Origin of the sequence: Mycobacterium sp. ITM-2016-00318 (assembly GCF_002968285.2) — a bacterium.
In the GTDB taxonomy this organism is placed as follows: Bacteria; Actinomycetota; Actinomycetes; order Mycobacteriales; family Mycobacteriaceae; genus Mycobacterium.
In genome coordinates, this window is record NZ_CP134400.1 from 3,477,229 (window position 1) to 3,498,386 (window position 21,158).

Annotated in this window: 20 protein-coding genes and 1 pseudogene; 12 read left to right on the forward strand and 9 right to left on the reverse strand. The window is 65.6% G+C overall.

Annotated features, from left to right (window positions below):
- Positions 1-11: 11 nt before the first annotated feature.
- The 9 genes from C6A82_RS16990 to C6A82_RS17030 all read left to right on the forward strand — a co-directional run bounded on the left by C6A82_RS16990 (position 12) and on the right by C6A82_RS17030 (position 9,490).
- Positions 12-704 carry a phosphoadenylyl-sulfate reductase gene (locus C6A82_RS16990; RefSeq protein ID WP_105346519.1) on the forward strand — a complete coding sequence of 231 codons (693 nt, stop codon included), beginning with the start codon at positions 12-14 and terminating at the stop codon, positions 702-704.
- Positions 701-1,405, forward strand: coding sequence for a sirohydrochlorin chelatase (locus C6A82_RS16995; protein WP_105346520.1), 705 nt, complete (start codon positions 701-703; stop codon positions 1,403-1,405). The genes C6A82_RS16990 and C6A82_RS16995 overlap by 4 nt, the downstream gene beginning before the upstream one ends.
- A gap of 245 nt (positions 1,406-1,650) precedes the next feature.
- Positions 1,651-2,514: an ABC transporter permease gene (locus C6A82_RS17000; protein WP_105346522.1), complete on the forward strand. Its 864-nt coding sequence runs from the start codon at positions 1,651-1,653 to the stop codon at positions 2,512-2,514.
- 64 nt (positions 2,515-2,578) lie between these two features.
- The gene (locus C6A82_RS17005) at positions 2,579-3,544 is read left to right on the forward strand and encodes an ABC transporter substrate-binding protein (protein WP_233217007.1); all 966 of its coding nucleotides are present in this window, start codon (positions 2,579-2,581) and stop codon (positions 3,542-3,544) included.
- Positions 3,528-4,340, forward strand: coding sequence for an ABC transporter ATP-binding protein (locus C6A82_RS17010; RefSeq protein WP_233217008.1), 813 nt, complete (start codon positions 3,528-3,530; stop codon positions 4,338-4,340). The genes C6A82_RS17005 and C6A82_RS17010 overlap by 17 nt, the downstream gene beginning before the upstream one ends.
- Positions 4,341-4,434: 94 nt before the next feature.
- Positions 4,435-5,874: an APC family permease gene (locus C6A82_RS17015; protein WP_105346527.1), complete on the forward strand. Its 1,440-nt coding sequence runs from the start codon at positions 4,435-4,437 to the stop codon at positions 5,872-5,874.
- A complete protein-coding gene (locus C6A82_RS17020) occupies positions 5,871-7,226 on the forward strand; it encodes a glutamine synthetase family protein (RefSeq protein ID WP_105346528.1) in 1,356 nt (451 codons plus the stop codon). The genes C6A82_RS17015 and C6A82_RS17020 overlap by 4 nt, the downstream gene beginning before the upstream one ends.
- A complete protein-coding gene (locus tag C6A82_RS17025; protein ID WP_105346530.1) occupies positions 7,223-8,239 on the forward strand; it encodes an LLM class flavin-dependent oxidoreductase in 1,017 nt (338 codons plus the stop codon). The genes C6A82_RS17020 and C6A82_RS17025 overlap by 4 nt, the downstream gene beginning before the upstream one ends.
- Positions 8,240-8,254: 15 nt before the next feature.
- Positions 8,255-9,490: an acyl-CoA dehydrogenase family protein gene (locus tag C6A82_RS17030; RefSeq protein ID WP_105346532.1), complete on the forward strand. Its 1,236-nt coding sequence runs from the start codon at positions 8,255-8,257 to the stop codon at positions 9,488-9,490.
- Between the two features lie 16 nt (positions 9,491-9,506).
- On the opposite strand, the gene C6A82_RS17035 is transcribed toward C6A82_RS17030, so the two are convergent.
- The 6 genes from C6A82_RS17035 to C6A82_RS17055 form a co-directional block, all read right to left on the reverse strand.
- Positions 9,507-10,562 carry a sulfate/molybdate ABC transporter ATP-binding protein gene (locus C6A82_RS17035; protein WP_105346533.1) on the reverse strand — a complete coding sequence of 352 codons (1,056 nt, stop codon included), beginning with the start codon at positions 10,560-10,562 and terminating at the stop codon, positions 9,507-9,509.
- A 16-nt stretch (positions 10,563-10,578) separates the two neighbouring features.
- Entirely contained in the window at positions 10,579-11,391 is an 813-nt protein-coding gene (gene cysW, locus C6A82_RS17040) for a sulfate ABC transporter permease subunit CysW (RefSeq protein WP_105346535.1), read from the reverse strand.
- Positions 11,388-12,278 (reverse strand): sulfate ABC transporter permease subunit CysT, encoded by an 891-nt coding sequence (gene cysT, locus C6A82_RS17045; RefSeq protein ID WP_105346537.1) that lies wholly within the window; start codon positions 12,276-12,278, stop codon positions 11,388-11,390. The genes cysW and cysT overlap by 4 nt, the downstream gene beginning before the upstream one ends.
- The gene (locus tag C6A82_RS17050; RefSeq protein WP_105346538.1) at positions 12,275-13,303 is read right to left on the reverse strand and encodes a sulfate ABC transporter substrate-binding protein; all 1,029 of its coding nucleotides are present in this window, start codon (positions 13,301-13,303) and stop codon (positions 12,275-12,277) included. Before C6A82_RS17050 ends, cysT begins: the two co-directional genes overlap by 4 nt.
- 117 nt (positions 13,304-13,420) lie before the next feature.
- On the reverse strand, positions 13,421-13,513 hold the full coding sequence (locus C6A82_RS26995) for an Ms4533A family Cys-rich leader peptide (RefSeq protein WP_396836220.1): 93 nt from the start codon (positions 13,511-13,513) through the stop codon (positions 13,421-13,423).
- A gap of 138 nt (positions 13,514-13,651) precedes the next feature.
- Positions 13,652-13,843, reverse strand: coding sequence for a hypothetical protein (locus tag C6A82_RS17055; protein ID WP_105346540.1), 192 nt, complete (start codon positions 13,841-13,843; stop codon positions 13,652-13,654).
- Positions 13,844-14,097: 254 nt separating this feature from the next.
- On the opposite strand from C6A82_RS17055, the gene C6A82_RS17060 reads away from it, so the two are divergent.
- Complete coding sequence (locus tag C6A82_RS17060; RefSeq protein WP_105346541.1) at positions 14,098-16,092, forward strand: glycoside hydrolase family 15 protein; 1,995 nt, start codon at positions 14,098-14,100, stop codon at positions 16,090-16,092.
- A 322-nt stretch (positions 16,093-16,414) separates the two neighbouring features.
- Here C6A82_RS17060 and lepA read toward each other — a convergent pair.
- Positions 16,415-18,390: pseudogene (gene lepA, locus C6A82_RS17065) on the reverse strand (translation elongation factor 4).
- On the opposite strand from lepA, the gene C6A82_RS17070 reads away from it, so the two are divergent.
- Positions 18,378-18,968, forward strand: coding sequence for a type II toxin-antitoxin system PemK/MazF family toxin (locus tag C6A82_RS17070; protein WP_311101393.1), 591 nt, complete (start codon positions 18,378-18,380; stop codon positions 18,966-18,968). The pseudogene lepA and the gene C6A82_RS17070 overlap by 13 nt on opposite strands.
- A gap of 1 nt (position 18,969) precedes the next feature.
- On the opposite strand, the gene C6A82_RS17075 is transcribed toward C6A82_RS17070, so the two are convergent.
- Together C6A82_RS17075 and C6A82_RS17080 are read right to left on the reverse strand one after the other, a co-directional pair.
- A complete protein-coding gene (locus C6A82_RS17075; protein WP_233216882.1) occupies positions 18,970-19,575 on the reverse strand; it encodes a GNAT family N-acetyltransferase in 606 nt (201 codons plus the stop codon).
- Positions 19,568-19,996 (reverse strand): CBS domain-containing protein, encoded by a 429-nt coding sequence (locus C6A82_RS17080; RefSeq protein WP_105344316.1) that lies wholly within the window; start codon positions 19,994-19,996, stop codon positions 19,568-19,570. The genes C6A82_RS17075 and C6A82_RS17080 overlap by 8 nt, the downstream gene beginning before the upstream one ends.
- A 135-nt stretch (positions 19,997-20,131) precedes the next feature.
- On the opposite strand from C6A82_RS17080, the gene C6A82_RS17085 reads away from it, so the two are divergent.
- Complete coding sequence (locus C6A82_RS17085; RefSeq protein ID WP_105344310.1) at positions 20,132-21,157, forward strand: aldo/keto reductase; 1,026 nt, start codon at positions 20,132-20,134, stop codon at positions 21,155-21,157.
- Position 21,158: the final 1 nt, after the last annotated feature.

The window sequence follows — 21,158 nt, forward strand, 5'->3', positions numbered from 1 at the left end:
GACGGAGAACGATGACAGACACGGATCTGCAACAGCTGGCCGAACGCGGCGCGGCCGAACTCGGGGGCGCAAGCGCGGAGGAGCTGCTGCGCTGGACGGACGAGAATTTCGGCGGCGACTATGTGGTCGCGTCGAACATGCAGGACGCGGTGCTCGTCTCGATGGCCGCCAAGGTGCGCCCAGGGGTCGACATCCTCTTCCTGGACACCGGTTACCACTTCGTGGAGACCATCGGCACCCGCGACGCGGTCGAGGCGGTCTACGACGTCAACATCGTCAACGTCACGCCTGAGAACAGCGTTGCCACGCAGGATCAGTTGTTCGGCAAGGACCTGTTCGCCCGCGAGCCGAGCGAATGCTGCCGGATGCGCAAGGTCGAGCCCCTCGGTAAGGCCTTGCAGGGTTACTCGGCCTGGGTGACCGGCATTCGCCGGGTCGAGGCGCCGACGCGGGCCAACGCGCCGCTGATCAGCTGGGACAAGGCGTTCAACCTCGTGAAGATCAACCCGATCGCGGCGTGGAGCGACGAGGAGATGCAGGCCTACATCGACGCCAACGACATCCTGGTCAATCCCCTTGTGTTCGAGGGCTATCCGTCTATCGGCTGTGCGCCGTGCACATCGAAGCCCGTCGAGGGCGCCGACCCGCGCAGCGGTCGTTGGGCCGGGTCGTCGAAGACAGAGTGCGGGCTGCACGCTTCGTGACACTCGTTCTGACGGCGCACGGTAGCGCGGACCCGAGGTCCGCGGCAACGGTGCATGAGCTAGCGGCCACTGTTCGCAGGGTGCGGCGCGGCGTCGACGTGCGAGTCGCGTTCTGCGAGCAGAACTCCCCCAATCTGCGCGATGTGCTCGCGTCGACCGGGCGCGACGCCGTTGTGGTGCCGCTTCTGCTGGCCGACGCGTACCACGCCCGTGTCGACATCCCCGAAATGATCCGGGCGGCTGCCACGTCGGCGCGGCAGGCCGACGTGCTCGGTGAGGATGACCGGCTCATCGCGGTGCTGAAGCAGCGGCTGACACATGCGGGTATATCGCGGCTCGATTCCGGCGTCGGTGTGCTCGTCACCGCAGTGGGTTCGTCGCACGCCGAGGCCAATGCGCGCACCTCAACCGTCGCCGATTATCTGGTGCAGCAGACGAATTGGACGGCCGCCACCGCTTTCGCCACCGGACCTGAGCCGACACTCGCCCAGGCCGCCGAGATACTGAAGGGTCGCGGTGCCACGCGTCTGGTCATCGCTCCGTGGTTCCTCGCTCATGGACGGATCACCGACCGTGTCGCAGAATTCGCGCGCAGCACAGGCATTGTGATGGCTGAGCCGCTGGGGCCGCACCGGTTGGTCGCGGAGACGGTGCTCGACCGCTTCGACGATCAGGTGGCCGCCGCCCGCGTCGCGGCCTGACTCTTTCAACCTCGAGCGTGCGTGGTCGCACGCCATTGCCGCGTATTGCGTACGGCACCGCGCACTCGACTATGACGCATCCAGATTCATCAACGCCCACCCGACAATAAATTCGCGCTGAGCCTAGGTATATACCAGGCATTTTGCAGCCGGTACTACTACCGGAGTGAGCATCGCACTGTCTGACGACTTCTGCTGTCGCTGAACCCGTTCCCGATCCGTCTCAGCTACAGAAAGTCCTCACAGTGTCGGTGTTCGTAGATATCGCGCCTGACGAGTCGCTGGTCGACTCGCCGACTCCCCCTGCGGCCAAGGGAAAGTGGCGCGGCAGGCTCACTCGAGCCGCGCTGCCGCTGTTATCGCTGATTGTCTTCTTCATCGTCTGGCAGATCGCCGCGGCCAGCGGCATCTGGAATCAGACGTTCGTGCCCTATCCGAGCACGGTCTGGCGCGCCTTCGTCGACGTCTCGACGACGCACGACGGTGTCCGCGGATACGCCGGATACCTGCTGTGGGAGCACCTCTACATGACGCTGCGGCGCGTACTCGCAGGCGTAGTCATCGGCGTCGTGCTTGGTGTGCTGCTCGGCCTGGTAATGGGTTCGGTCGGCTGGGTGCGCAGAGTGCTCGAGCCATGGCTGACGTTCCTGCGGGCGCTGCCGCCGCTGGCCTACTTCTTCCTGCTGGTCATCTGGCTCGGCATCGACGAGGCACCGAAGATCACCCTGCTCGCGCTGGCGGCGCTGCCGCCCGCCGCCGTCGCCACCACCGCCGCCGTCGTCGCCGCCCCCGTCGGTCTGCAGGAGGCGGCCCGCGCGCTCGGCGCATCCCGGGCTGAGGTAATTCGCGACGTGGTCGTTCCCTCTGCTCTGCCCGAGACGTTCACCGGCATCCGGCTCGCGGTGGGTATGGCCTACTCCTCGGTGGTGGCCGCAGAACTGTTCAACAGCATCCCCGGTATCGGCGGCTTGGTAAAGGACGCCAGCAATTACAACAACACCCCCGTCGTTCTGGTCGGCATCTTCGCCATCGGTGTTTCCGGCCAGGTCATCGACGGTCTACTTCGCGCCATCGAACGGCGCGCTGTTCCCTGGAGAGGAAAAATCTAGATGAGATTCAAAAGCCCTTGTCGCGGCGCTGGCGGCGAGCACGTTGGCGCTCGCCGGGTGCTCGGTGGACCAGCCGGGTCAACAGGCCGACAAGCCGACGATTCGCATTGGCTATCAGACCTTTCCGAGCGGTGATCTGATCGTCAAGAACAACAAGTGGCTGGAAGACGCGCTGCCCGACTACAACATCAAATGGGTCAAATTCGACTCCGGCGCCGACGTCAACACCGCGTTCATCGCCAAGGAACTCGACTTCGGCGCCCTTGGGTCGAGTCCGGTCGCTCGGGGACTCTCAGCACCGCTGAACATTCCCTACAAGGTCGCCTTCGTGCTCGACGTGGCCGGTGACAACGAGGCACTGGTTGCCCGCAACGGGACGAACGTCAATTCGATTCCCGAACTGCGCGGCAAGCGCATCGCCACACCGTTCGCATCGACTGCGCACTACAGCCTCCTTGCGGCGTTGGCTCAGAACAACCTGAAGCCCAGCGACGTTCAGCTGGTCGACCTGCAGCCGCAGGCCATCCTGGCGGGGTGGGAGCGCGGCGACATCGATGCCGCCTACACCTGGCTGCCGACGCTGGACCAGCTGCGCGAGTCCGGCAAGGATCTGATCACCAGCCGCCAGCTCGCCAAGACGGGCAAGCCGACGCTCGACCTCGGTGCCGTGTCTGACGACTTCGCGTCTGCGCATCCGGAGATCGTCGACATCTGGCGCCAACAGGAGGCACGCGCGCTCGGCGTCATCAAGAACGATCCGAACGCGGCAGCCAAGGCCATCGCCGCCGAGATTGGGCTCTCGCCGGAACAAACGGCGAGTCAGCTCAAGCAGGGCGTGTACCTGACGCCCGAAGAGGTCGCATCGCCGGAATGGCTTGGCTCAGAGGGCAAGCCGGGCAACATCGCCGTCAACCTGCAAAGCGCATCGCAATTCCTCGCCGAGCAGAAACAGATTCCCTCGGCGGCGCCCTTGACGACCTTCCAGGATGCGATCTACACAAAAGGGTTGCCGGGTGTCCTCAGTCAGTGACCTCGAACACGTGGTGAGACAGCGTCATGAAGGCGCAATCCGGATCAGCGACGTGTCGCACCGGTACGGGCGCGGCCGGGATGAAGTCACCGCGCTCGGGCCGGTCGACCTGACCGTCGAGCCGGGGTCGTTTCTGGTGCTGGTCGGAGCTTCCGGATGCGGAAAGAGCACCCTGCTTCGGCTGCTCGCCGGCTTCGAGGCGCCGAGCGAGGGGTCGGTGCAGGTGTCGGGCAGCGCTCCGACACCCGGGGTGACGGCTGGTGTGGTGTTCCAGCAGCCGCGGCTTTTTCCCTGGCGGACGGTCGGCGGAAACGTCGACGTGGCGCTCAAGTACGCGAAGGTTCCGCGCGAGCGCCGCGCCGAACGCCGCGCCCAACTGCTCGAGCGGGTACGCCTGGAAGGCACTGCGCACCGTAAGATCTGGGCGATCAGCGGCGGCCAGCAACAGCGGGTGGCGATCGCGCGGGCGCTCGCCGCAGAGACCCCGCTGTTCCTGCTCGACGAACCGTTCGCAGCGCTGGACGCGCTGACGCGCGAACGGCTGCAGGAGGACGTCCGGCAGGTCAGCGCCGAATCCGGCCGCACCACTGTGTTCGTCACGCACAGCGCCGACGAGGCCGCGTTCCTCGGATCGCGGATCGTGGTCTTGACCCGTCGGCCCGGGCAGGTCGCACTCGACCTCCCCGTCGATCTACCCCGAGGCAAGGTGGACGCCGACGAACTGCGCCGGTCCCCGGAGTACGCCGAGCTGCGCACCGAGGTCGGCCGCGCCGTCAAGGCCGCCGCCGCCGCCTGATAAGACTCACGATGACTCCAGACGTGGTGCTGTACTGCCGCCGCGCCCTACGGTGCCCGTAACCCATCGACTCCCATCGAAGGATAGCTCCCACATGTCCGAAATCACCGCCACTCCAGAAGAACTGAGCCAGGATCCGCCAGGTCCCGCCCGCAGACTACGGGGCAACCTCGGTGTGGCCTCGATCGTGTTCATGGTGATGGCCGCCGCAGCGCCGCTCGGTGTCATCGGCGGCGTGGTGCCGCTCGGCATCGCCGCGGGCAACGGGGCAGGCTTCCCCGCCACGTTTGTGGTGTCCACGGTCATCCTGCTGCTGTTCGCAGTCGGATTCACCGCGCTGACGCCGTATGTCGAGGACGCAGGCGCGTTCTTCTCCTATGTCCGGACCTCGCTGGGCTTTCCGGCCGGTATCGGTATCGCGTTCGTCGCACTCGTCAGCTATGTTGCGATCGAGGCGGGTGTGTACGGGCTGCTCGGTCCGGCGGGCGGAGCGATCGTCGAATTGTTCGCCGGTCCTGCCCTGCCGTGGTGGGTGTTCGCAGCGGTGGCGTTCGCGGTCACGACATACGTCGGCTACCGCAACATCGAGCTGTCCAGCAAGGTGCTGGCGGTGTTGCTGACCGCGGAGATCGCGATCGTCGTCGTGCTGGACGCTGTCATCGTCTTCCAGGGTGGCGACCACGGGCTGTCCAGCGGGATCGTCAACCCGAGCGCCATCTCGTCTGGTTCTCTGGGCATCGGCCTGCTGTTCGCCCTGATCAGCTACGTGGGATTCGAGGCGACCGCGATCTTCCGGGACGAAGCCAAGGCCCCGGAGCGCACGATTCCCCGTGCCACCTACGTCGCGCTCATTCTGATCGGCGTGTTCTACGCCGTCACCAGCTGGGCGCTCATCTCCGGATGGGGCGACCAGGAAGCAGTGAGTCGGGCAACGGATTCGGGCTCCACGTTCCTCGCCGACACCGCGCAGCGCTACATCGGCGTTGTGGGCACCGACATCATCACCGTGCTGTACTTCACGAGCCTGTTCGCCTGCATCCTCGCGTTCCACAATGTGGCGTCGCGCTACGTGTTCGCGTTGTCGCAGCGCGATGTGCTGCCCGCGTCACTGAGCCGCCCACATGGCACGCACGGTTCACCGCATCAGGCGTCGTTGTGGATCTCCGGCGTGGTCGCGTTGAGCGTCATCGCGGCGGTGGTGTTCCACCTCGATCCCGCCGCGCAGTTCTACACCTGGTTCGCGGGCGCCACCACGGTCGGGTTCGTCGTCCTGCTGATCGCGACCTCGGTGGCTGTCCTCGTGTACTTCGCCAAGGATCGGCGGGGCTACTCACAGTGGCGGGTGCGGATCGCACCTGCGCTCGGCCTCGCCGGCCTCGCCGTCGGGCTCATCCTCATCGTCGCCAACCTCGAGGATCTCGTTGGCGGGTCGACCATCTTGGGCTGGGCCATCGTGGGATTGCTCGTTGTCGCGTTCATCGCAGGCGTCATCGTCGGCAAGCGGACCGATGACAAGGCGGTGGCGCGACCGTGACGCAGACCGTCCATTCGTCCGCGAACGGCGAGCGCGTCCAACCGGATGCCGAGCACGCGCTGCGCAGCGGACTCGACGACGGGTCGTTGACGGAGATCGAGATCGCCTGGAGTGATCCCTTCGGCCACGCTCAAGGCAAGCGGATCCCGGCACCGCAGTTCCTGAACCGGGCGCTCGGCACCGGATTCGCCTTCTGCGAGGCGTCGTTGGCGTGGGACACCGCAGGGACGGTGATCGATTCACTTCGGCTGACGAACTGGAGCGGTGGATACCCCGACGTCTACGCCATCCCGGACTTCGCGACGTACAAGCCGTTGCCGTGGCGGGCCGGGGTCGGTCACGTCATCTCCGACATCGTCGCCCACGACCGCAGCCCGTCGCTTCTCGATCCGCGGGCGGTCCTCAAGAGAGTGCTCACCCGCCTTGCATCGCTGGGCTACACCGCCAAGGTCGGCGTCGAGTTCGAGCTCTACCTGCTCAACGCGGACGGCTCGGCGTTCCAGGAAGACATCCACGCCTACTCGTTGGAGAATGCCAACGCCCTCGACCCGATCCTCACCGACCTCTACGAAACGCTGAGCGCATTCACGGCCTTGGAAGGCATCCAAACCGAATACGGCCCTGGTCAGATCGAGACGAACCTGGTCTACACCGACGCTTTAGCGGCCGCCGACGACGCGGCCAGGCTCAAATACGCCGCGAAGGAAGTGGCACGCAGGCACGGCAAGCTCGCCAGCTTCATGCCCAAACCCTTCACCGAGCATTCGGGAAGCTCGCAGCACATCCATATCTCGCTGTGGCGCGGCGACGAGCCGGCGTTCGCCCCCGACGACGGCACCGAGAACGAGGTGACCCTGCACGCCATCGCGGGCCTGCTCGAGCACCTGCCATCGATCACCCTGTTCGGCGCGCACACCGTCAACGCGTACCGGCGATTCACCCCCGACTCGTTCGCACCGGCGACCGTGACGTGGAGCCGGGACAACCGCAGCGCCGCCGTGCGGTCCCTGATCGAGCATGATCCCGCAGCCACCCGTATCGAGCTGCGCAGCGGCGGATCAGACGCCAACCCGTACTGGTTGATCGCCTCGGCGCTGGCCGCGGTCGTCGCCGGCCTGGAAGCCAAACGCAACGCCCCGCCCGCGTTGGGCGGCAACCTCTACACCGAGGGCGTACCGCTGCCGGAATCACTCGGTGTGGCAATCGAACTCGCAACTCGTGACGACACCATCCTGGAGATCCTCGGAGCCGACTCCGTCCTCGACTTCGCATCGTTGGCCCGCAGCGAGTGGGTGGAGTACAGCAACGAGGTCAGCGACTGGGAACGCCGGCGCTACCTGAGCAGCTCGTGACCGCTCCGCGGTTCGGCGTGTGGGCCCCCGTTTACGGCAACCACGGCGCCCGGCATCATCCGCATGACGCGCCCGACGCGAGCTATCGGCGCACCCGCGACCTGCTGCTGCGGGCCGAGCGGGCTGGCTTCGATTCGACCTTGTTGGCGGAGCATGTCATCCACCCCAGCAATACCGAAGACGATGTGCTGGAGACGTGGTCGACGATCGCCGCGTTGGCCGAAGCCACCTCACGCATCGAATTGATCGGCGCGGTCAAACCACTGCTGTTCAATCCGTTGGTGTTCGCGAAGATCGCCGCCAATGTCGCCGACATCGCCGACGGGCGACTCGCCGTCAATCTCGTCACCGGCTGGTTCCTGCCGGAGTTGGAGGGATTGGGCCTCGACCCGCTCGATCACGACGACCGGTATGCCTACTCGAGGAAATGGATCGGTGTCGTCACCGAACTGTGGGCGGGCAAGCATGTTTCGATCGGTGATCGCGACGGCCAGCCCGCCCTGATCCGTCCTGTGCCCGCCGACCCGCCCCTCCTGTATGTGGGCGGTGAATCCGAGCCGGGCCGCGCCCTGGCCGCCGATAACGCCGACGTCTTCTTCATCAACGGCCGCCCGTTCCCCGACACGATCGAGGTCATCGAGGACCTGCGTGCTCGGCCTCGCGACGGTGCACCCCTGCGATTCGGGTTGTCCGCATTCGTGATTGCGCGCGATACGGAGGCGGAAGCGATCGCCGAGCTGGAGTATCTGCAGGCCCTCTCCGACGCCGAGACCCGCCCCGAGATCTCCGGCGGCACGGACCCGAAGACCCAGATGTACAAGGTGCTTTCGGGCACCAGACGCATCGGCTCCAATGGCGGCACGCTGGCCGGCCTTGTCGGCAGGTATGAGCAGGTGATCGAGCGCATCGAGGCGTATCACGACGCAGGCATCGAGCTCTTCATGCTTCAGTTCCAGCCGATCGAGGCCGAAGTGGACCGGTTCGCCGACAAGATCATTCCCCATTTCCGATAACGCCTGGGAGTCATCATGACCGTCACACGCGATGCCGTCGCACCGCGACGCCCGTTCAACGGCAAGCCGCTGGGTGGGACAGTCAAACAGCGATTGGCGCGGTTGCCCGAGGTCGTCGCCGCCCTCCGCGAAGACGATCCCGCCGCCGAACGCGAACGGGTTCTTCAGTACGACGCCGTCGAGTCACTCTGGCGGACAGGCGTACTCAACCTCCGCGTACCCACCGAATTCGGCGGTCCCGGCGGGAAGGCTCGCGATGTCCTTTCGGCCGTGATCCAGATCGGCCGCGGCAGCTCAAACGTCGCACAGGCCCTTCGATCACACTTCGGCTTCTCCGAGCGGCTGCTTAGCAACCGGGCGACGCGGCAGGAAGCCGAAGAGTGGTTCCCGCGGGTTCATGCGGGTCTCATCGTCGGCAACGCCATCACCGATGCTGCGGGCAAGGCTCCGTCGAGCGCGGACACCAAGGTTCTGCCCGACACCGACGGTGTGCTTCGGCTCAACGGATACAAGTTCTACTCCACCGGCACACTGTTCGCCGACGTTATCGCGGTGTCTGCATTGGATGCGCTCGGCCGCGACGTCCAGGCGATCATCCCTGCCGGCCGGCCGGGCGTCGAATTGTTCGACGACTGGGACGGATTCGGGCAGCGCACGACAGCGAGCGGCGGAACCCGGTTCACCGAAGTCGAAGTGCATCCGCACGAGGTGGTGACGGTATCCGACGGCAACACGCTCGGACACGTGACCGCCTTCCTTCAGCTGTATCTGGCCTCGGTGGCGGTCGGCATCGCATACTCCGTGTTCGACGACGCCGTGCAGTACGTACGTACAAAAGCCCGTCCTGCATCGCACTCGATCGCCGACAGCGCCGCAACCGACCCGTTCGTTCTGGAGGCCGTCGGAGAGATCTCGGCTTCGGCGGCCTCGGCCGAAGCCATCGTGTTGGCGGCAGCCGACGCCATCGATCAACTCGTCGACAGCCGCAGGCAGGGCGATCCCGATGCGGTCGCCGAGGTCGCGGTCACCGTGGCGAGGGCGCAGCTGGTGGCGGAGCGGCTGACGATCTCGGCAGCCGGGCGACTGTTCGACACCGGCGGAGCCTCAGCGACCGCCCGCGCGCTGAACCTCGACCGGCACTGGCGCAATGCCCGCACCATCGCCGGACACAGCCCGCTGGCCTACAAGGCCTATACCGCAGGTGATTACGCCGTCAACGGGACGTGGCCGGCCGCCAACGGCTACTTCTGAGTCAAAGGCCTGCCGATCAGGCTTTCGACAACGCGTCTTCGTCGGCCTCGTCGGGCTTCGGGACATCCGTGCCGCCGGGCAACGTCGGCACTCGGGTAGCACGGACGTACACCGTGTCGCCCTCTTTGAGGCCGAGCGCCTCGGCGTCACCGCGGGTGATCTGCGCGGTGAACGGGGTGTTGTTGATCGCGGCGGTCAACTCGACACGAGTTTCGAAGCCAAGCATGACAATTCGGTCGATCGTCGCTTTGAGCACACCGGTCGCCTGAACCGAATCGTCGGTCTGCGCGATCGCCATGTCAGGATTGCGGCCGACGCGAATGTCGTGCGGCCGCACCAAGGTGCCGTTCAGCGACGACACCGCACCGAGGAACGACATCACGAACGCATTGGCCGGTGTGTCGTATACGGCTGTCGGCGAACCGACCTGCTCGATACGGCCCTTGTTCAGCACCGCGATCCGATCGGCCACATCGAGTGCTTCGGCCTGGTCATGCGTGACCAGGACGGTGGTGACGTGCACCTCATCGTGCAGTCTGCGCAGCCAGGCACGAAGGTCCTCGCGCACCTTCGCATCCAGCGCGCCGAACGGTTCGTCGAGCAGCAGCACCTGCGGGTCCACGGCCAGCGCGCGAGCCAACGCCATACGCTGGCGCTGCCCGCCCGACAGCTGGTTGGGGTATCGAGTCTGGAAGCCGGCGAGGCCGACCACTTCCAGAAGGTTGTCGACCTTGGCCTTGATCTCGGATTTCGGCCGCTTGCGGATCCGCAGACCGAAGCCGACGTTGTCGCGGACGGTCAGATGCTTGAAGGCCGCATAGTGCTGGAACACGAAGCCGATCCCCCGCCGCTGCGGCGGTATGCCGGTGACATCGCGGCCGTTGATGGAGATCGTGCCGGTGTCGGGCTGGTCGAGGCCCGCGATGGCACGCAGCAGTGTCGACTTGCCCGATCCGCTCGGTCCGAGCAGCGCGGTGAGCGAGCCCGACGGCACATCGAAGTCGACGTTGTCGAGCGCGGCGAAGTCGCCGTAGTGCTTGTTCGCGCCCCGCACCGTGATCGCATTGGTCATGTCGTCTCCTGAAGTTCTAATTGTCCGTTTTCGCGCGTCGCGCGTCGAGGATTACCTGAACCACCAGCACGAGCACCGCGACGGTCATCAACAACGTCGAAATGGCGTAGGCGCCGTACTCGGAGCCCCGGTTGTACCGGTCGGCGACCAGAAGTGTGAGCGTCTGCGAGGAGCCGGGCAGGTTCGCGGCAACGATCGTCACCGCGCCGAACTCCCCCAGCGTGCGCGCGATGGTCAGCACGATGCCGTACATCAAGCCCCACCGGATCGATGGCAGGGTGATACGCCAGAACGTCTGCCACCAGCTGGACCCCAGCGTGGCGGCTGCTTCCTCCTGATCGGTGCCGAGCTCATGCAGCACCGGTTCGACCTCGCGGATGACGAACGGCACGGTGACGAAGATGCTGGCGAGAACGATGGCCGGGAAACTGAAGATGATGTTGAAGCCGAGATCGTTCTGCACGAAGCCGAAGACGCCGTTGGTTCCCCACAGCAGGATCAGTGCGACGCCGACGACGACCGGAGACACTGCGAACGGCAGGTCGATCGCGGCCTGAAGCAGACTCTTCCCACGGAACTTGTTGCGCGCCAGCACCAACGCCGTCGGCACGCCGAACAGCACGTTGAGCGGTACCACGATCGCGACAACGAGGAGCGACAGCTGCAGCGCCGAGATCGCCGCGGGGGTGGTCACCGATTCGATGAAGGCGGCGAATCCCGGCGTGAAGGTTCGCCACAGGATCAGGCCGACCGGAACGATGAGCAGTAACAGCAGGTAGCCGAGGGCGACGTAGCGCAATAGATGACGCACAGGAGTCGACACGATCATTGCGCCAACTCCTCCCGCTTGGCCGCCCGCGATCCGACGCTGCGGAGGATGAACAGGATGACGAACGAGATGACGAGCAGCACAATCGATATCGCGGCCGCCCCGGTGCGGTCGTCATTCTCGATCAGCGTCCGGATCCACTGCGAAGAGACCTCGGTCTGACCCGGGACGGCACCGCCTATCAACACCACCGAGCCGTACTCGCCGATGGCACGTGAAAACGCCAGGCCCGCACCGGAAAGCAACGATGGCAGCAGCGCGGGAAGGATGACGAGCGTGAAGATCGTCCAGTTGTTGGCGCCAAGCGACGCGGCGGCCTCCTCCACTTCGCGGTCGAGTTCAAGCAGCACCGGCTGGACCGAACGCACGACGAACGGCAACGTGACGAACAGCAGTGCGACGGCAACGCCCCACTGCGTGTGTTGAATGTGAACTCCGACCGGGCTGTTCGGCCCGTAAAGCGCAAGCATCACCAGGCTGGCGACGATCGTCGGCAGCGCGAACGGGAGGTCGATGATCGCGTCGACAAGTCGCTTGCCGGGGAACTGATCCCGGGTCAGAACCCAGGCGATCAGCAAGCCGAAGAACAGGTTGATCACCGCTACCGCGATCGAGATCGTCAGCGTCACGCGGAACGACGCGATCGCCGAGTTCGACGTTACCGCCGTCCAGAACGCGTCCCAGCCACCGCCGGCGGACTGCCACACGATCGCGGCGAGAGGCAGCAGCACGATCACCGAGAGCCAAGTCGTCGCCACCCCGACACGCAGCGACGTGCTGCCGTAGCGGCTTTTGAAGAAACCGCGAGACGCCCCGGCCTCACCGTCGCCGGTGAGTTCTGGCCGGGGTCCCCTCGTTTCGGACGCAGGTCCGACGTCAGCTGTCATCCAGTGGCCTGCTTGTAGATCTTGGTGATGGTGCCGTTGTCCTTGTCGAACAACGCGGGATCGACCTCACTCCATCCACCTAGGTCGGCGATCGTCCACAGCTTCTGCGGAATCGGGAAGTCGGTGGCGAAGTCCTCGACGACCGACGGGTCGACCGGCCGGAAACCGGCCTGCGCCCAGATCTTCTGACCCTCGGGGGTATAAAGGAAGTTCTTCAACGCATTGGCCTGTTCCTGATGCGCGCTGGAGGTGACGACCGCAACCGGGTTCTCGATCTTGAAAGTCTGCGGTGGGTTGACGTGCTCGACCGGCTTGCCCTGCCGCTCGACGTTGATCGCCTCGTTCTCATAGCTGATCAGCACGTCACCGGTGCCCTGAAGGAACACGTCGGTGGCTTCGCGACCGGACCCCGGCCTCGTCTTGACGTGCTCGGAGACCAGCTTGGTGATGTAGTCGATGCCGGCCTGCTGGTTCTGCCCACCGTTGCTTTTGGCTGCGTACGGCGCCAGCAGATTCCACTTGGCCGAACCGGAACTCAGCGGACTGGGCGTGACTACCTCGAGCCCGGGCTTGAGAAGGTCATCCCAGTCCCTGATGTTCTTCGGGTTGCCCTTGCGGACGACCAGCGAAACCACGGAGCCGAACGGGATGCCCTTGGTGGCGTCTGCGTTCCAGTCCTTGGCCACCTTGTCGGCCTTGACCAGACGGGCGATGTCGGGTTCGACGGAGAAGTTGACGATGTCGGCGGGCTTACCGTCGACGACCGAGCGTGACTGATCACCGGATGCGCCGTAGGACGTCGTCACGGCGACACCTTTGCCCTCTTCGGTGGCGGCGAACGCCGGAATGATCTTGCTCCAGCCGGGTTCGGGCACCGCGTAGGCGACCAGGGTCAGCGTGGTGTCGGCGCCTCCTGCTTGATCACCTCCGCCCGCGACGTCACTGGATCCGCCGCCGCAGGCCGCGAGAACCGTCGCGGTGGTGGCTAGTGCGGCGGCGTGAAGCCAGGCTCTGCGGATGTTCATTGATGACCTTTCCTTGCGGGGTTGGACGGACAGTTCCGTCACGGCGGCAAGGCGAAGGATCAGTACGTGGGCACAGGAACAGCCGCTACCGACACCAAACCGCGGACGGGTATGGAATCAGCGACAACAACACACATCAGCGACAGCGGTGAAACCCACGGCAATGAGGGCCAAGATGTGGCCACCCTTGTTGCCAGTCGCTGCCTGCATGGCGCGAAGAATAACAGAGTCGGGCTAATCGCTCAGGTCGGGGCTTTCGCAGCCGTCAACGGGTGAAGAGCCACATGACGACCACCAGCACCAGCAGAAGGACCAGGATCAATGTCACGCGAGACCGCGGCATCCGCGTCACCGATCCTCGTCCTGGTGACGCGCCCGGCGCAGTAGCCGGATGCCGTTGCCAAGCGCACCGTCGAGCAGGATGGCGGTTCCGTAAGCCAGCGCCAGCACGACGGGCATCACGACCGCGGTCTGGGCGACGAATCCAAGGCCGGACAGCCACAGTTCGACGCCGTCCCACCAGTTCAGGAAGCCGCCCACCCGGCCAGCCTACGGTGGGCCCTGCCACGCTGATCTCCGCAGTTCAGCGCTTCGTGCGCGCGGGAATCGGCGCAAACTGCCGTTTCCGCAGCTCAGGAGGGCCACATCGACTGCGGTCGTGCTCCCCGGTCACGCGGTGGCATCGGGCCGCTGGCCGAGGCAGATGCCCGGCTTAACCCGGCGCTGACCAGCAAACCTCGGACATACCGCTGGTCCAGTAGACGCCGAGCAGGTCGGGAGTCGATGATGTCCGCATGGTTCTGCAACATGAAGCGGCCAGTGAGGCCCCGGGCCCTCCGCCGTTGACCGTGACGGCACCGGTGCCCTACGCGCCGAGCGCTGCCCTGCGGAACCCGTTCCCGCCGATCGCCGACTATGCGTTTCTCTCCGACTGCGAGAACACGTGCTTGATCTCGTCTGCCGGCGCCGTCGAGTGGCTGTGCGTGCCGAGGCCGGACTCGCCCAGCGTGTTCGGCGCGATCCTGGACCGCGGCGCGGGACACTTCCGGCTCGGCCCGTACGGCGTCTCGGTGCCCGCGGCACGCCGCTATCTACCGGGCAGCCTGATCCTGGAGACGACGTGGCAGACCCACACCGGCTGGATCATCGTGCGCGATGCGTTGGTGATGGGCCCGTGGCACGACATCGACTCGCGTTCGCGCACACATCGCCGCACGCCGATGGACTGGGACGCCGAGCACATCCTGCTGCGCACCGTGCGGTGTGTCAGCGGCACCGTCGAACTGGTCTTGAACTGCGAGCCGTCGTTCGACTACCACCGGAACAACGCCACATGGGAGTACTCGGCGCAGGCGTATGGCGAGGCGATCGCGCGTGCGGTGAAGACTCCTGATTCGCACCCGACACTGCGGATCACCACGAACCTGCGCATCGGTCTTGAAGGGCGCGAGGCGCGGGCCCGCACTCGCATGAAGGAGGGCGACAACGTCTTCGTCGCGTTGAGCTGGTCGAAGCACCCCTCGCCGCAGACGTATGACGAAGCCGCCGACAAGATGTGGCAGACGAGTGAGTGTTGGCGGCAGTGGATAAACGTCGGCGACTTCCCCGACCATCCGTGGCGGTCCTACCTTCAGCGCAGCGCCCTGACGCTGAAGGGCCTGACGTACTCCCCGACCGGTGCGCTGCTTGCCGCACCGACGACTTCCCTACCGGAAACGCCTCAGGGCGAACGCAACTGGGACTACCGCTATGCGTGGGTGCGCGACTCGACGTTCGCGCTGTGGGGGCTCTACACGCTCGGGCTCGACCGCGAGGCCGACGACTTCTTCGCGTTCATCGCCGACGTGTCCGGCGCGAACAACGGTGAGCGGCACCCGCTTCAGGTGATGTACGCCGTCGGCGGCGAACGCAGCCTCGTCGAGGAGGAGCTCAACCACCTGTCCGGCTACGACAACGCGCGGCCGGTGCGGATCGGCAACGGCGCCTACAACCAGATGCAGCACGACATCTGGGGCACGATGCTGGATTCGGTGTACCTGCATACTAAGTCGCGCGAGCAGATTCCGGAGTCACTGTGGCCGGTGCTCAAGCAACAGGTCGAAGAGGCCATCAAGCACTGGCGCGAACCCGACCGCGGCATCTGGGAGGTCCGCGGCGAGCCGCAGCACTTCACGTCCAGCAAGATCATGTGCTGGGTGGCGCTCGATCGAGGTTCCAAGCTCGCGGAGATCGAGGGCGAGCGGTCGTATGCGCAGCAGTGGCGCGCGATCGCCGAGGAGATAAAGGCCGACATCCTGGCCAACGGCGTCGACTCCCGCGGAGTGCTCACCCAGCGCTACGGCGACGACGCGCTCGACGCCTCCCTGCTGCTGGCGGTGCTCACCCGGTTCCTTCCGCCCGACGATCCGCGGATCCGCGCCACCGTGATCGCGATCGCCGACGAGCTGACCGAAGAGGGCCTGGTGTTGCGCTACCGGGTCGAGGAAACCGACGACGGATTGTCAGGCGAGGAGGGCACTTTCACGATCTGCTCGTTCTGGCTGGTGTCAGCGCTTGTCGAGATCGGCGAGATACACCGCGCCAAGCACCTGTGCGAGCGGCTGCTGTCGTTCGCCAGCCCGCTGCATCTGTACGCCGAGGAGATCGAGCCGCGCACCGGACGCCATCTAGGCAACTTCCCGCAGGCGTTCACCCACCTCGCGCTGATCAACGCGGTGGTGCACGTCATCCGCGCCGAGGAAGAGTCGGACAGCTCCGGTGGTTTCCAGCCGGCCAACGCGCCGATGTAGGTGAGGATCGCGCGTGGCGTCCGCGGCTCGCATGCGAATGCGGCTAGCGTGTCGCGGGCGTCTATTTCCCGGCGGCGTTGTTGAGGATGTCGATGGCCATCGCCGCCGCCTCGTCGCCGAGCTTGTACGCACACACCCACGTTTCGGCGGTCAGGTTGGACGTGGGAGCAGCACCCGCTCCAACGCAGACTCGTGAGCTGCGGAACGTTCGACGGCACAGTGCTCGTGTTGCGCACAGCGGTTCCGGAAACGATGCTCACGCAACCGGTTAACGCCATCGCAGCGACGGCGACGCCGATGCCGACGCCGACAACGCGCGTCGTCATTTCTTCGGTTTGTCGCTCGCCGCGTCACTCGACAGGGCGGCGACGAAGGCTTCCTGCGGAACATCGACGCGACCGATCGTCTTCATCCGCTTCTTGCCTTCCTTCTGCTTCTCCAGCAGCTTGCGCTTACGGGTGATGTCACCGCCGTAGCACTTCGACAGCACGTCCTTACGGATTGCGCGAATATTCTCGCGGGCAATGATTTTCGACCCGATAGCTGCCTGCACAGGAACTTCGAACTGCTGACGCGGGATTAGTTCCTTCAGCTTCGTGGTCATCTTGTTGCCATACGCCGACGCGGAATCCTTGTGCACGATCGCGCTGAACGCGTCGACCGCCTCACCCTGTAGGAGGATGTCGACCTTGACGAGGTCGGCTTCCTGTTCGCCCGACTCTTCGTAGTCGAGGCTGGCGTACCCGCGAGTGCGTGACTTCAGCGAGTCGAAGAAGTCGAAGATGATCTCGCCGAGCGGCATGGTGTAGCGCAGCTCCACCCGCTCCGGCGACAGGTAGTCCATGCCGCCGAGTTCACCGCGACGGGACTGGCACAGCTCCATTATGGTGCCGATGAATTCGCTGGGCGCGATGATCGTGGTTTTTACCACCGGTTCGAATACCCTGCGCACCTTGCCTTCCGGCCAGTCCGACGGATTGGTGACGATCAAATCGGAGTCCTCGCCCCCGCCTTCTACCTCTACGCGGTAGACGACGTTCGGCGACGTCGAGATCAAGTCCAGGTCGAACTCGCGTTCCAGCCGCTCCCTGGTGATCTCCATGTGCAACAGTCCTAGGAAGCCGCAGCGGAAGCCGAACCCCAGTGCCACCGACGTCTCCGGCTCCCAGATCAAAGCCGCATCGTTGAGCTGCAGCCGGTCAAGCGCGTCACGCAGGACCGGATAGTCCGAACCGTCAACCGGATACAGGCCCGAGTACACCATCGGCTTGGGTTCGCGGTAGCCGGTGAGTGCCTCGGTGGCACCGTGGCGCGCGGCCGTCACGGTGTCGCCGACCTTCGACTGACGGACGTCCTTCACGCCGGTGATGAGGTAACCGACCTCGCCGACGCCGAGGCCCGCGGACGGCTTGGGTTCCGGCGACACGATGCCGACTTCCAAGAGTTCGTGATGAGCGCCGGTGGACATCATCTTGATCCGCTCGCGCGGCAGGATCTTGCCGTCGACGACACGGACATAGGTGACCACGCCGCGATAGATGTCATAGACGGAGTCGAAGATCATCGCGCGAGCCGGCGCGTCGGCGTCACCCTGCGGCGGAGGCACCTCACGGACGACGTGATCGAGCAGGTCGGTGACACCGTCGCCGGTCTTGCCGGACACCCGAAGCACGTCGGCGGGCTCGCAGCCGATGATGTGGGCGATCTCGCCGGCGTAGCGATCGGGATCGGCCGCGGGCAGATCGATCTTGTTCAGCACCGGGATGATGTGCAGGTCGCGGTCCAGCGCCAGGTAGAGATTCGCCAACGTCTGCGCCTCGATGCCCTGGGCGGCGTCCACCAGCAGCACCGCACCTTCACAGGCCTCCAGCGCACGCGACACCTCATAGGTGAAGTCGACGTGGCCCGGAGTGTCGATCAGGTGCAGAACGTAGTCGGTTCCATCGACGTTCCACGGCAAGCGGACGTTCTGCGCCTTGATGGTGATGCCGCGCTCGCGTTCGATGTCCATCCGGTCGAGGTACTGCGCGCGCATGTCACGGTCCGCGACGACCCCGGTGAGCTGCAGCATCCGGTCGGCCAGCGTCGACTTGCCGTGGTCGATATGGGCGATGATGCAGAAGTTCCGAATCTGCGCCGGCGCGGTGAAGGTCTGGTCGGCGAAACTGCTTATGGGAATCTCCTGGTCAGGCTTCGTATAGCGGGCGCGCTATGCCCTTCCAGGGTATCGAGCGCCGGGCACGGCGACACAATCGCGCGTGTTTCGCTTCCCCTATGCTGCGAATATGGCTTCGCAATGGAAGACCTTCCAGCGCATCGCCGAGACCTTGGTGTTCAACGGGGCGCCCAAGATCATCCGGCAGCTGCAGCGACCCGAAACCCTGCCCCGCGGGATTCAGCAGGGCATCAAGGCCGGTGTCGACGCCCTGCTGGGCACAGACGTCGAGGCCAGGCCCGCGATCACGGCGGGCCGTCCGATCACGAAGAGCGGCGTTCCGACCGCGTATCGCGCCCGCAAGCTCGTCTACGCGCCCGACCTCGACGGTCGAGCCGACCCGGGCGAAGTGGTGTGGACGTGGGTGGTCTACGAGGATGACCCGTCGCAGGGCAAGGACCGCCCGGTGCTGGTGGTCGGCCGCGACCGCGCCACTCTGCTCGGCCTGATGCTGTCGAGCCAGGAACGCCACCAGGACGACCGGGACTGGGTCGGCATCGGTTCGGGGCCCTGGGACTACGAGAACCGGCCGAGCTGGGTGCGGCTGGACAGGGTGCTCGACGTGCCCGAGGAAGGCATCCGTCGCGAAGGCGCGGTACTGGAGCGCGCGACGTTCGAGATCGTCGCGGCCAGGCTGCGCCGGGACTACTCATGGGGCTGAGCTAGCGCGGCGCCCGCCACATCGGAATCATGGTGGGGCCGTCCGGGATGTCGATCTTGCCGATCTGCACGAACCCGAACCGGTTGTAGTACGGCACCAGCGACGCCTCGCTGGCCTCGAGGTAAGCCGGTGCCCGTTCGGCGTCGCAGCGGTCGAGCCGCGAACCCATCAGCGCCTGCCCGAAGCCGGCGCCGCGCACCGACGGGTCGCTGCCGATGACCATCAGGTACCAGTGCGGCTCTTCGGGGTGAGCTTCCTCCATCAGCCTGCCCAGAGTCTTCGTCTGCTCGGCGCGCGAGTGGAAATGCCACGCCAGCGTCGGCATCATCCGCAGCTCTTCGATTCGCGACGACTTGCGCAGCCCCGGCGGGTCCCACAGCGCCGCGGCGCCGATGACACCGTCGCGGCTTGCCACCTCAGAGCCGCCACGGGCGATGAAGTGGTTCCTGGTCAGCGTCGCGAACATCGGCGGCAACGCCTTCGCTCTCGCCTTGTCGTCGGGCAGCATGTAGTTCATCACCGGATCGGTGTAGAAGGCCCGGGCCAACACCCTGGAAAGCGAACGAACATCGGCCCGCACGATGGGCCGCAGTTCGATCTCACCCACGGGTGATGTAGTCCTGCAGCGCTCGCTGCTCGCTTTCCAGCTCCTGCATGCGCTGTTTCACGATGTCACCGATGCTGACGATGCCGACGAGTCGGTTGTTCTCCACAACGGGAATGTGCCGGACCCGCTTGTTGGTCATCAGCGCGCTGAGGTGATCGACGGTGTCGGCGGGCGTGCACGTGGCGACCATCGTCGTCATGATCTCCGAGACCGGCAGCCGCAGCAGATCGCCGCCACGTTCGTGCAGTTTGCGCACGACGTCACGCTCCGAGACGATGCCCACCACACCGTCGGTGGACACGACGACCATGGCGCCGATGTTGTGCAGAGCTAGTTCGTTGAGCAGCCCGGAGACCGAAGTCTCGGGGGTGATGGTCGCCACCGTGCCCCCCTTGGTCCGCAGCACGTCCGCGATACGCATCGTCGCCTCCATCGTGACCGGTGTCACATCAGGTTAGGTCCAACTTGGTCGGGACGAAAGGACCTTCGTCGGAACAGTCGCGCCGGGCCGGCGGTTGGAGGAACGTGGAACCATCGCCTAGCCAAGGAATGAAGTATGACTAACAAACCCGCCGACGTGCCCGCTGTCGCCCTTGGCGACGAATTGTCGGTCAGTGCAATCGGATTCGGGGCGATGGCGTTGACACCGGTCTACGGCGAGGTGGACGACACCGAATCGCTTGCCACCCTGCACCGCTGCATCGACCTGGGCGTCTCGTTCATCGACACCGCCAACGTGTACGGCGGCGGCGACAACGAGCGGCTGATCGCCAAGCTGCTCGCCGACCGTCGCGACGAAGTCACGCTGGCCACCAAGTTCGGCATCGCGAGCAATCCGGCCGATCGGGCGGCAGGAGCCCTGGTGGCCCACGGCGACGCCGCGTATGTGCACAAGTCCATCGACGAAAGTCTGTCGCGGTTGAAGACCGACAGCGTCGACCTCTACTACATGCATCGCCGCGACCCTTCGGTCCCGATCGAGGAGACCGTCGGCGCGATGGCCGAGCTGGTGACCGCGGGCAAGGTGCGCCACCTCGGGTTGTCGGAGGTGACGGCCGACGAGCTGCGCGCCGCGGTCGCGGTACACCCGATCGCCGCGGTGCAGAGCGAGTGGTCGATCTGGAGTCGTGACGTCGAGCGCAATGTGGTGCCGACGGCTGCTGAGTTGGGCGTGGGCTTCGTCCCGTACTCGCCGCTGGGCCGCGGCTTTCTGACCGGCACCGTCCGGTCGGCCGCCGACCTCGCATCCTCGAACGACTTCCGCAAGAACATGCCCCGGTTCGCCGAGGGCGCTCTGGAGGCCAACCTCGCGGTGGTCGATCTCGTGTCCTCGATTGCACAGGAAGCGGGCGCGACGGCGGCGCAGGTCGCGCTGGCCTGGCTGCGCTACCGCGCCGACGCGCTCGGAGTCGCCTCGGTGCCGATCCCCGGCACCCGCAGGGCCGATCGCGTCGAGGAGAACCTCGGCTCGCTGTCGGTGACCCTGACCGCCGATCAGCGCGCCGCACTCGATGCTGCCGCAGATGCGGTGTCCGGCAACAGGTTCGCCGATATGAGTTGGGTTTCGGCGGGACGCGAGTAAC

Excerpts from the sequence above, each read along its gene's own strand:
- C6A82_RS16990 (WP_105346519.1), top strand. The coding sequence starts at position 12 with ATGACAGACACGGATCTGCAACAGCTGGCCGAACGCGGCGCGGCCGAA.
- C6A82_RS17015 (WP_105346527.1), top strand. The coding sequence starts at position 4,435 with ATGTCCGAAATCACCGCCACTCCAGAAGAACTGAGCCAGGATCCGCCA.
- C6A82_RS17030 (WP_105346532.1), top strand. The coding sequence starts at position 8,255 with ATGACCGTCACACGCGATGCCGTCGCACCGCGACGCCCGTTCAACGGC.
- C6A82_RS17035 (WP_105346533.1), bottom strand. The coding sequence starts at position 10,562 with ATGACCAATGCGATCACGGTGCGGGGCGCGAACAAGCACTACGGCGAC.
- cysW (WP_105346535.1), bottom strand. The coding sequence starts at position 11,391 with ATGATCGTGTCGACTCCTGTGCGTCATCTATTGCGCTACGTCGCCCTC.
- cysT (WP_105346537.1), bottom strand. The coding sequence starts at position 12,278 with ATGACAGCTGACGTCGGACCTGCGTCCGAAACGAGGGGACCCCGGCCA.
- C6A82_RS17050 (WP_105346538.1), bottom strand. The coding sequence starts at position 13,303 with ATGAACATCCGCAGAGCCTGGCTTCACGCCGCCGCACTAGCCACCACC.
- C6A82_RS26995 (WP_396836220.1), bottom strand. The coding sequence starts at position 13,513 with ATGCAGGCAGCGACTGGCAACAAGGGTGGCCACATCTTGGCCCTCATT.
- C6A82_RS17060 (WP_105346541.1), top strand. The coding sequence starts at position 14,098 with ATGGTTCTGCAACATGAAGCGGCCAGTGAGGCCCCGGGCCCTCCGCCG.
- C6A82_RS17070 (WP_311101393.1), top strand. The coding sequence starts at position 18,378 with ATGGCTTCGCAATGGAAGACCTTCCAGCGCATCGCCGAGACCTTGGTG.
- C6A82_RS17080 (WP_105344316.1), bottom strand. The coding sequence starts at position 19,996 with ATGCGTATCGCGGACGTGCTGCGGACCAAGGGGGGCACGGTGGCGACC.
- C6A82_RS17085 (WP_105344310.1), top strand. The coding sequence starts at position 20,132 with ATGACTAACAAACCCGCCGACGTGCCCGCTGTCGCCCTTGGCGACGAA.